The sequence below is a fragment of the Halobacillus ihumii genome (assembly GCF_902726645.1).
Taxonomy (GTDB): domain Bacteria; phylum Bacillota; class Bacilli; order Bacillales; family Halobacillaceae; genus Halobacillus_A; species Halobacillus_A ihumii.
Genome location: NZ_CACVAO010000004.1, coordinates 1 through 8,272 on the forward strand (window position 1 = coordinate 1; position 8,272 = coordinate 8,272).

15 protein-coding genes are annotated in these 8,272 nt (G+C 32.1%); all 15 read left to right on the top strand.

Annotated elements, in window-relative coordinates; all coding sequences use genetic code 11:
* Nucleotides 1–269 precede the first annotated feature (269 nt).
* The 15 genes from G6R08_RS21850 to G6R08_RS21920 all read left to right on the top strand — a co-directional run bounded on the left by G6R08_RS21850 (nt 270) and on the right by G6R08_RS21920 (nt 8,134).
* Nucleotides 270–812 carry a site-specific integrase gene (locus G6R08_RS21850; RefSeq protein WP_163531460.1) on the top strand — a complete coding sequence of 181 codons (543 nt, stop codon included), beginning with the start codon at nt 270–272 and terminating at the stop codon, nt 810–812.
* 269 nt (nt 813–1,081) lie between these two features.
* Nucleotides 1,082–1,936, top strand: coding sequence for a hypothetical protein (locus G6R08_RS21855; RefSeq protein WP_163531461.1), 855 nt, complete (start codon nt 1,082–1,084; stop codon nt 1,934–1,936).
* 644 nt (nt 1,937–2,580) lie between these two features.
* On the top strand, nt 2,581–2,766 hold the full coding sequence (locus tag G6R08_RS21860; protein ID WP_163531462.1) for a hypothetical protein: 186 nt from the start codon (nt 2,581–2,583) through the stop codon (nt 2,764–2,766).
* Nucleotides 2,767–2,793: 27 nt separating this feature from the next.
* The gene (locus tag G6R08_RS21865) at nt 2,794–3,096 is read left to right on the top strand and encodes a hypothetical protein (RefSeq protein ID WP_163531463.1); all 303 of its coding nucleotides are present in this window, start codon (nt 2,794–2,796) and stop codon (nt 3,094–3,096) included.
* Between the two features lie 247 nt (nt 3,097–3,343).
* Nucleotides 3,344–3,511: a hypothetical protein gene (locus tag G6R08_RS21870; protein ID WP_163531464.1), complete on the top strand. Its 168-nt coding sequence runs from the start codon at nt 3,344–3,346 to the stop codon at nt 3,509–3,511.
* Nucleotides 3,508–3,732: a hypothetical protein gene (locus G6R08_RS21875; RefSeq protein ID WP_163531465.1), complete on the top strand. Its 225-nt coding sequence runs from the start codon at nt 3,508–3,510 to the stop codon at nt 3,730–3,732. The genes G6R08_RS21870 and G6R08_RS21875 overlap by 4 nt, the downstream gene beginning before the upstream one ends.
* Nucleotides 3,733–3,852: 120 nt before the next feature.
* Nucleotides 3,853–4,065: a hypothetical protein gene (locus G6R08_RS21880; RefSeq protein ID WP_163531466.1), complete on the top strand. Its 213-nt coding sequence runs from the start codon at nt 3,853–3,855 to the stop codon at nt 4,063–4,065.
* Nucleotides 4,062–4,334, top strand: a complete 273-nt coding sequence (locus G6R08_RS21885) for a DUF3560 domain-containing protein (RefSeq protein WP_163531467.1) — start codon at nt 4,062–4,064, stop codon at nt 4,332–4,334. The genes G6R08_RS21880 and G6R08_RS21885 overlap by 4 nt, the downstream gene beginning before the upstream one ends.
* Before the next feature lie 14 nt (nt 4,335–4,348).
* Nucleotides 4,349–4,600 carry a spike base protein, RCAP_Rcc01079 family gene (locus G6R08_RS21890; RefSeq protein ID WP_163531468.1) on the top strand — a complete coding sequence of 84 codons (252 nt, stop codon included), beginning with the start codon at nt 4,349–4,351 and terminating at the stop codon, nt 4,598–4,600.
* Nucleotides 4,601–4,618: 18 nt separating this feature from the next.
* Entirely contained in the window at nt 4,619–4,816 is a 198-nt protein-coding gene (locus G6R08_RS21895) for a hypothetical protein (RefSeq protein WP_163531469.1), read from the top strand.
* A gap of 18 nt (nt 4,817–4,834) precedes the next feature.
* Nucleotides 4,835–5,152 (top strand): hypothetical protein, encoded by a 318-nt coding sequence (locus G6R08_RS21900; protein ID WP_163531470.1) that lies wholly within the window; start codon nt 4,835–4,837, stop codon nt 5,150–5,152.
* Nucleotides 5,153–5,822: 670 nt separating this feature from the next.
* A complete protein-coding gene (locus G6R08_RS21905; RefSeq protein ID WP_163531471.1) occupies nt 5,823–6,632 on the top strand; it encodes an NUMOD3 domain-containing DNA-binding protein in 810 nt (269 codons plus the stop codon).
* 26 nt (nt 6,633–6,658) lie between these two features.
* Nucleotides 6,659–7,234, top strand: coding sequence for a hypothetical protein (locus G6R08_RS21910; RefSeq protein WP_163531472.1), 576 nt, complete (start codon nt 6,659–6,661; stop codon nt 7,232–7,234).
* Between the two features lie 177 nt (nt 7,235–7,411).
* Nucleotides 7,412–7,579, top strand: coding sequence for a hypothetical protein (locus tag G6R08_RS21915; protein ID WP_163531473.1), 168 nt, complete (start codon nt 7,412–7,414; stop codon nt 7,577–7,579).
* 33 nt (nt 7,580–7,612) lie between these two features.
* Nucleotides 7,613–8,134 carry a hypothetical protein gene (locus tag G6R08_RS21920; RefSeq protein WP_163531474.1) on the top strand — a complete coding sequence of 174 codons (522 nt, stop codon included), beginning with the start codon at nt 7,613–7,615 and terminating at the stop codon, nt 8,132–8,134.
* Nucleotides 8,135–8,272 lie beyond the last annotated feature (138 nt).

Below are 8,272 nucleotides of genomic sequence, written 5' to 3' on the forward strand. Positions count from 1 at the left end.
AATTGAATATAAAAGTAAAAGAATGGAATGAGCTTACAGACTCTGAAAGGTTTTGGACATTAGAGCTAATAGCATTCCAACAATACAAGAAAAGAACCAGATTCGATGACATTGGCTTCCGCTAAAAAGCAATGAATCAAATTGGCTCCTATCCAAATTATAGCAGGGTAGGGGCTTTTAATCAATAACAAGCATGTATCTGAGAACCTCATAGATAGGGCAATTCTAAATTAATAGTTAAAACAAATAGTAACCTAGGAGGGTATTAAATGGAGTACGTACAACCCATTAGAAGTAAAGATAAAATTGAAGAGGTAAAAGCAGTCTTAAAAAGAATCTCATACAGGGATTATTTAATGTTTGTGACTGGGATTAATACAGGCTTAAGAGTGTCAGACTTATTGAGCTTACAAGTAAAGCATGTAAGGGATACAACACATGTAAAAATCAAAGAGAAAAAGACAGACAAAACTAAACGCTTTAAATTAAATTCAGTAACCATAGAGATTTTAAATGAGTATATTAGAGGTTTAGATGATGAAACTTATCTGTTTAAATCAAAGAGGACAAATAAACCAATCTCCAGAGTACAAGCATATAGAATTTTAAATGGTGCTGCTAAGAAAGCAGGACTAAAAGAAATAGGAACCCATACCATGAGAAAAACGTTTGGATACCACCATTATCAGCAATTTAAAGACGTTGCTTTATTACAACAGCTATTTAACCATAGTGCTCCATCAATAACATTAAGATACATTGGAGTTAATCAAGATTTAATGGATGCCACAATAGATAAATTTGCTTTGTAAGGAGGTAACAACCATAGAAGATAAAGGTAAAGGTAAGGATAAATAATCAAGTATCACATTGAGTATTCTGTTACGTTAAAAATAGAGCCCTTCAGAGGGATAATTGATAGCTTAAAGGGTTTATATATTGAAAGGTAGATTGAACCCTTTAGAATAGCTCTAGTAAACTCTCATGTAGGTATAAAAAAATACCCACCTCGGTCAAAGGTGGATAAAAGGAGTAAATTTTAAGGTATGAATAGTATAGCAGAAAAAGAGGTGGCCATCACATGAATTTATTTGATTTGTTGCGTAGTGATGGCTCAATAGTAGTAAATAAAGCATTAGCACATACAATAGGATTGAATGAAGCCATTATTTACAGTGAGCTAGTATCTTTAAATGAATACTGGAAAAGCAAAGAACAATTAACTGATGGTGAATGGTTTTACTGTACAATTGAAAATCTGCAAAAGAATACAACCCTAAAAAGATCAACACAAGATAAAGCAATCAAGAACCTTGAAAAGTTAGGGTTAATACATACAAGGAGAATGGGATTACCTGCTAAAAGGTATTTTAGAATTACAGACAAGATATATGAATTAATCCTCTCAAAAGCCCATTCTAATCAGTTTGTTGAAAATAAACAAACAAGAGTGTTGAAAAATGAACATACTAGTTTGCGGGATTTAAACAAACAAGATAGTCGAAATCAAACAACAAATAATACTAGAACTAATAATACTGAATTTAATAATACTGAATACCTTTATCTTTATCATGAAGACAAACTAAATGTATTATGGGAAATAAACATTCCAAAGGCTTTAAAAACAAAATTAAAAGACAAAATCTCAAATCTATCAGTTAATCAAATACATGAAATAGAACAGGCTTATCATCATCATTTAATGACTGGAAATGTAGTAGAAGATGAAACAGCTTATAATGACCCAGAGGTTTTAAATACACAACAATTTACAGACGTTATTGTAAAAATGCTTGATAATGTAGATGACATTAAAAATATCAAAGGATTAATCAAGAAATGGGTATTAAAAGCAATATCATTTAAAATGGACAATATTCTTGGCTTTGATTATTCATCCGGTAAAAAGTACGATTGGTTAAATAATCAATAAGTTATGTAAGGCTCTCAGAGGACATCTGAGGGCTTTTTATAGTTTACCCTAATGTAACCTCATGAAAGATATTGAATAATCTTAGAAGGGCATCTCTGTTATTCTCATACACACATACAACTATCATTTTAGCTTCAACATTCACAATCTACTAAATTTACAGAAATGAATGCAAATATTTGTTTACATAGTCCCAAATTTGTTGTATAATGGACTCATAGTTAGCAGTGCGGATGCACCAATGCCTAGAGAGGCAAGGGCTTAGTTTAGTAAACGATTTTGTCGTTTGCTTTATTTTAGTTTCTCTTTTTCATATATATTATATATATATTTTTTAGTTATTATAATTATTATTTATTAAATTAATTATATGTATATGTAAAAGAATAATACTTACAGTAAAGTAATAGAGAATATTACAGTATAGAATTGTAGAATATAAATTATACAGAATAGAATGTAGAATTATAGAGAATAGTATAATAGAACAATATAGCTTATACAGTATAAAAATATATAATATAAGCACGTGAGAAAAGAAAATTGAACAGAAAACACTCAGAGCAGTTGTTAGTTGACTTAAAGAAAAGTCGATTAGTAGCTGTTCTTTTTTATGCAAAATAAACAAAAAAGGAGTTGATAACATGCCAAAATCAAAACTCAGAGGTAAGATGTCAGTAGGTAATAAGCATCAACCAAATCGTGTTTATATCCCTCTTAAAATATTTAAGCATTTTGGGTTAGAATACGGCGATTATTTTGATACAGAAACCGTCGGTAAAAAGATAGTATTGAATCCAGTTAAAGTTGAGAAAGAAGCTCAAGAATAAAAATAAGAATTAGAGGGGCTGGACATAGTGAAAACAGCAGAAAAAGATAGCAGTATTATTCTAAGTGAAAATGAAAGAAAGCTATACAATAAAGGGCACTACTACATCAGACAAATATTTAAAATGTATAGTGTTCTACCAAAGTTTGAGACAGTAAAGCAAGTCATGCTAAAAGAACAAAAAAGCTTATGTAGAAAAGTGGGTAAAGAGAAAGTGGAAGCTATTTTGCAAAAACTCCATAGAAACTGGAGAAGATACTTTGCTTTATCAAAGAAAAATTACAAGGTAAGACAACCAAAGTATTTAAATAGATATGTAAGTGGGCTTTAAGTAGAAACATGAGTAAATACCATGTAAGACATAGTTAGTAACACAATAGCAAAAGAGTTACAAGTTTTCAGAATATTAGAATAATTGTTTAGAGGGCAGGGATAATAAAAATCCGTGTCCTTTTTAAATTTTGGATTGAATAAGTGGACGTAGTTAATCAGTTTAGGATATTCAAGGGGGAAACATTGCCAAACTATGAAAACGTCTTAGAAGCCACTTATATTAATCTCACAAAGGGGTAAGAAAAATGGTTAATAAAACCGGTGTATCAATGCCCGGAATTAAAGATAACGCAGATGATCATGAGCTTGTATATGTTCCAAACAGAGGAAAGTATCATACAGGCTTTGGAATGGTCAGTGTAGGAGAATTAAGAGCTCAATATAAAAGAAAACAAGAGGAGGAAAACAAATGAGTTATAACGAGAACAGAAATAAACAACTAGCAGAACAAAACAGACGTGATACTGAAGCACAAAGGGAACTATACAAGAGTGATTTTACAAAAGCTCTAGATTCAGCTTTTGCCAATGTAGAGAGCCAAGAAACAGGACATAAACAAGAACAACAGAAAAATCAAGAAAGTGCTGAACTTTGGGAAAAGGCATTCCATACAGAAGATAAATCACAGTATTAAGAGGGCTTAGAAATAAGCTCTTTTATTATGGCCAAATAACAACCAAACAGCTATAAAAGTGACTACAAAATAACCGTACAAGTATTAACAAACAAAACTTTATAAGAGGGGGTATGGTATATGGCTAATAATCGATATATAAGAAAACCCTCTGATGTTAGAAAGCTTTTAAGTGAGCAACTGAATATTTTAAGAAAAATGTCAGCTAAAACAAACGCAGAGAAAATAGCAAGATCAAAAGCTATAGCATACATTTCTAGTATTTCTTTAGCCAGTATGAGAGATGCAGATATTGAAGAAAGGCTCCAGAAACTAGAGGAAACATTGAAATGAACAGAGGGTCAATCTTAAAGAGGCTTGAAAAACTGGAAGAAAAGAAAGCTCCTAAGAATAGAGTTTACATGGTTACTGGTGGAATTGTAGACATTCCGGAATATGGGCCTATTTTAGTTGGGCATAAAGATCATTCATCAGAGTTCAAGAGGTTTAAGAGAAGGTTAAAGAAAGCACGTAATAAACCAGGAGAACATTTATTCATTATAAATGACGTTGACTGGCAACTAGGAATAATTACAAAAGAACCAACAATAAAAAGAGTATAAAAGGAGGAATAACAATGTTCAGCAGAATGAAGTTAATGACTAAATCATTGGGCCATAATTTTGAATTGGTTGTACCAAATGATGAGACTGATTTAAAGCAAGATATTTCAGGCTTTTTAGTAGGTACTGGTGGAAAACTCAATATTATGAATAGTAATGGGCAGGATGTAATTCTAAATGTTACAGAAGGTGTTGTTTATCCACTCAATGCAAAACGTATTTTAGAAACTGGAACAACTGCTCAAGGAATTGTAATTCTATATTAAATAGCAGGAGGAAATAGCATGAATTTGGATAGTAAAGCATTTATATCACTTACAAACGAGCAAAAGAAAGAAATGCTAGATATGGAAAGACAAAAAGCAGACTTAGAATCTTTAGTGTTACAAGAAAGCTGTAACTATCAAATAGCTCAAATGATCGCACAAATAGAAGAAATCAAACAGCAACAAAAAGCCGTGTTAAATCAGCATGTACATTAGGTAAAGGGGATAGTTCGAATGCCAGTAGATTATTTAAGTGATAATTACATGTATAAGCAAAGGGGAAAACGTCCAAAGAGGATGCCAAGGTTTATGCCATTTAAGAACTCATACGACAATGGATTTTATAACAGCAAACTAGCATATGAGAAACTGCACAGAAAACTCTTTGGTACAAGATCTTATAAAGAGCTATCCAACGAAGAACAGACAGTATTAGTAAACGAATTTATAGACAAATTCAAAGCTGATTCTAAGGAAACGTTAAAGGAATACAAGAATCGGACTTACTTTGGATTAAAAGCAGAATGGAAAGCTGAAAGAACAACTAAATAATTAACCACATTATAAGATACTCTAGTGGCCCTCTGATAACTTCCTCCTGCTCAAAGGGTAAAACCTATAGTTATAAAGATAATAACGTTGTAGAGGGTTGCTAGAGTATCTTATAAAGGGGGTGGTTACAATGATTGTTTAACTGGTTAATAACTAAGTAATAACAGGATTGTAGTATAGCTAAACTTTGTGCATATGGTTAACAACCATCTTCTAATTTGATCCATTGGTTGATAACCAATTGACGAGGGTTATTGTAAAACCAACAGTCCCTGGACTCAATTAAAATAAAATATATTTTAATCTATTCAGGCCAAACTCAAAGTAGAACAATTATTTTTAAAAAGGCATTGGAAGATGCCAAACTAGCTCCTTCACGTAGTGAATGGTTAGATTTATAAGTGTCATAAAATGGTTATAGTTTCAATTCAATAATTCAAGGTATTGGAAGATACCTAACCTTTGTGCTTAAAGGTTTGCTTTTTGAGTATTTGAGATTGGTAACCTCAAATCATTTGTCTAGTCTGTGGCCACCATTAATAGCCATGGGCTGGATGCTTTTTATTAGTAACACAATGGGAATAGAGTTACATAATCGAACAAATGTTTGTGTACAATCTCCTAATAATTGGATATTATAAAATAAAATAGCTTATTAGGAGAGGATAGTATGCCAACAGGTGTATATAAGAGAAAGCCAATGAGTGAAGAGACTAAACGTAAAATTAGTGAAGCAACAAAGAAAAGGTATAAGGATCCTGAAGAAAGAAAGAAATCAAGTGAAATAATGAAAGGTAAAAATAAGGGTAGAAAACATTCAGAAGAAGCTAGAAAGAAGATGTCTAAAGCGCACAAAGGCAAAAAGCATACTGAAGAACATAGAAGGAAAATGTCAGAAGCAAATAAAGGTAAACAGCACACAGAAGAAGTGAAAAAGAAAATTGGTAAGGCGAGTAAGGAAAGATTTAAAACAAATGAGAAAAGAAAAAATTTAAGTGAAAAAGTGAGTGACGGCTTAAGAAGAAAATATAAAAAAGATCCAAACTACAAGAGAAAATTAAGCAAAAAGAGGAAAGAATGGTGGGCAAACTTATCAAAAGAAGAAAAAGAAAATGCACTAAAGAAACGCATTGAGTACTGGAACAAAAACACTACAAGCACAACAATAGAAATAGCAATGCAAGAGCTACTTGATCAATTAAATATTGAGTATGATACACAAGTTTATTTCACAGATGGTAAAAACAACTTCTTTGCTGATATATGGGTACCATCTAAAAACACTATTATTGAATGCAATGGAGATTACTGGCACAGCCTACCAGATAGAATTGAGCGTGATAAAAAATTACAAGATTACTGTGATCAACAAGGGGTTAAATTATTCTGGTGCTGGGAGTCAGATATAAAACAAGACCCGCACAAAGCATTAAAGAAAGCACATAAAGAATATAATGGCAGGAAATCATCTCATATATAGCGTATTATATTGTGTGAGGTGATAATATGGAAACAACACAAACAACAGAAAAAGCCTATACAACAAAAGAAGTATCTGTAATGCTAGATATGCCCATACCGACAGTACGTAAATATGCACAGAGTTTAGAAAGCTTAGAATATAAGTTTATCCGGTCAGAAAGCAATGCAAGGGTATTTGTTGAAAAAGACATTATGGCAATAAGATATTTTAAAGATTTAAGAGAGAAAACTAATGTAAAGGTTGAACAGGTTGCAAATATAGTAGTGGAGAAGTTTGGAAAAGGGGCTATACAAGATGTAATGCCTGTCAATACAGAGGAACAAGAGCGATACAGCAACCAATATAACGAGTTAAAAGAAATGATCAGCCAACAGAATCAACTTATAAAAGGTTTAAGTGATCAGTTGGATAAACAGCAGCATTATATTGAGGATAAAATAGAGCAAAGAGATCAGCAGATTACACAATTAATGAATAAAACCATGGCAAATAAAAAGCAATTAGAAGAACCCCCTCAAAAGCAGGATAATAAAGAGGTAGAAGAACAAGAGCAGGAAAATAAGAAGAAAGGTTTCTTCAGCCGGTTATTTAATAAATAGATGTAACAAACTAAATATAGTGTTACCAATGCTAAAAGTAGCTAGAATGCAAGAATACCAATGTTTAAGCTATTTTTTAGCATTTTTTATGTACTTCGTATGTAACTTATTGTAGTATAAATTTAAGCTGTTAGTAACACAACAGCATATTAGCGACTCAGAGGAGGTGAATACATAATGACTGATGAAAAACAAATGGAAACTAAACTATGGGACATTTTAGAAGAAGAAGGAATGGTATCTCTTAGTTTTGAGGAAGCTCAAGTCTGTACCTACAATAATGGTTTAGTAGTTTCTTTGGAAGATGGAAGTGAATTTCAATTAACAGTAGTAAGAAGCAAGTAAAGAAAAATATTACTCAGAGGAGAGGATTTACGAATGATTAAGTTTACTAAAAAGAAAATAATGGCAGGTACTTTAGCAATTGGAATATTTGCAACTGGTGGAGCAGCTGGGGCAACTACAATTTATACAATTAGTAATATGACTGACCAAGTATATAATGCTGCTGATACTGCAAGTACAGTAAATAGTAATTTAACTGGAGCAACTCAAGAGAAGGTTAATTTAAAAGCTATTTTAGAAGATAAGAATGCCACTATTGAAGATGTTGTAAGTAAAGCAAATGGTATTATTGCAGGTAAGAATAGAGCTATTGAAAGTTTAGATGCTGAGGTTGTTGATCTTAATACTCAAATAACATCATTACAAGATCAACTTGACCAAGCAAAAGCAGGTCAGGTATCACAAGAAGATTACCAGGCATTACAAGATCAAATTACTAGGCTTAAAGGTGAGCTTGAAACAGCACAAAGTCAATCATATTCTTTAAAAAAGGATTTAGAACAAATGAGGATTGATGGGGGAAATAATACACCGGATACAACTTTAATCCAGTAAGGAGGGTACACAATTGAATATAAAAGTAAAAGAATGGAATGAGCTTACAGACTCTGAAAGGTTTTGGACATTAGAGCTAATAGCATTCCAACAATACAAGAAAAGAACCAGATTCGATGACATTGGCTTCCGCTAAAA

Coding starts and splice junctions, on each gene's coding strand:
- G6R08_RS21880 (WP_163531466.1), top strand. CDS start 3,853: ATGGCTAATAATCGATATATAAGAAAACCCTCTGATGTTAGAAAGCTT.
- G6R08_RS21870 (WP_163531464.1), top strand. CDS start 3,344: ATGGTTAATAAAACCGGTGTATCAATGCCCGGAATTAAAGATAACGCA.
- G6R08_RS21885 (WP_163531467.1), top strand. CDS start 4,062: ATGAACAGAGGGTCAATCTTAAAGAGGCTTGAAAAACTGGAAGAAAAG.
- G6R08_RS21910 (WP_163531472.1), top strand. CDS start 6,659: ATGGAAACAACACAAACAACAGAAAAAGCCTATACAACAAAAGAAGTA.
- G6R08_RS21890 (WP_163531468.1), top strand. CDS start 4,349: ATGTTCAGCAGAATGAAGTTAATGACTAAATCATTGGGCCATAATTTT.
- G6R08_RS21920 (WP_163531474.1), top strand. CDS start 7,613: ATGATTAAGTTTACTAAAAAGAAAATAATGGCAGGTACTTTAGCAATT.
- G6R08_RS21915 (WP_163531473.1), top strand. CDS start 7,412: ATGACTGATGAAAAACAAATGGAAACTAAACTATGGGACATTTTAGAA.
- G6R08_RS21900 (WP_163531470.1), top strand. CDS start 4,835: ATGCCAGTAGATTATTTAAGTGATAATTACATGTATAAGCAAAGGGGA.
- G6R08_RS21875 (WP_163531465.1), top strand. CDS start 3,508: ATGAGTTATAACGAGAACAGAAATAAACAACTAGCAGAACAAAACAGA.
- G6R08_RS21905 (WP_163531471.1), top strand. CDS start 5,823: ATGCCAACAGGTGTATATAAGAGAAAGCCAATGAGTGAAGAGACTAAA.
- G6R08_RS21855 (WP_163531461.1), top strand. CDS start 1,082: ATGAATTTATTTGATTTGTTGCGTAGTGATGGCTCAATAGTAGTAAAT.
- G6R08_RS21850 (WP_163531460.1), top strand. CDS start 270: ATGGAGTACGTACAACCCATTAGAAGTAAAGATAAAATTGAAGAGGTA.
- G6R08_RS21860 (WP_163531462.1), top strand. CDS start 2,581: ATGCCAAAATCAAAACTCAGAGGTAAGATGTCAGTAGGTAATAAGCAT.
- G6R08_RS21895 (WP_163531469.1), top strand. CDS start 4,619: ATGAATTTGGATAGTAAAGCATTTATATCACTTACAAACGAGCAAAAG.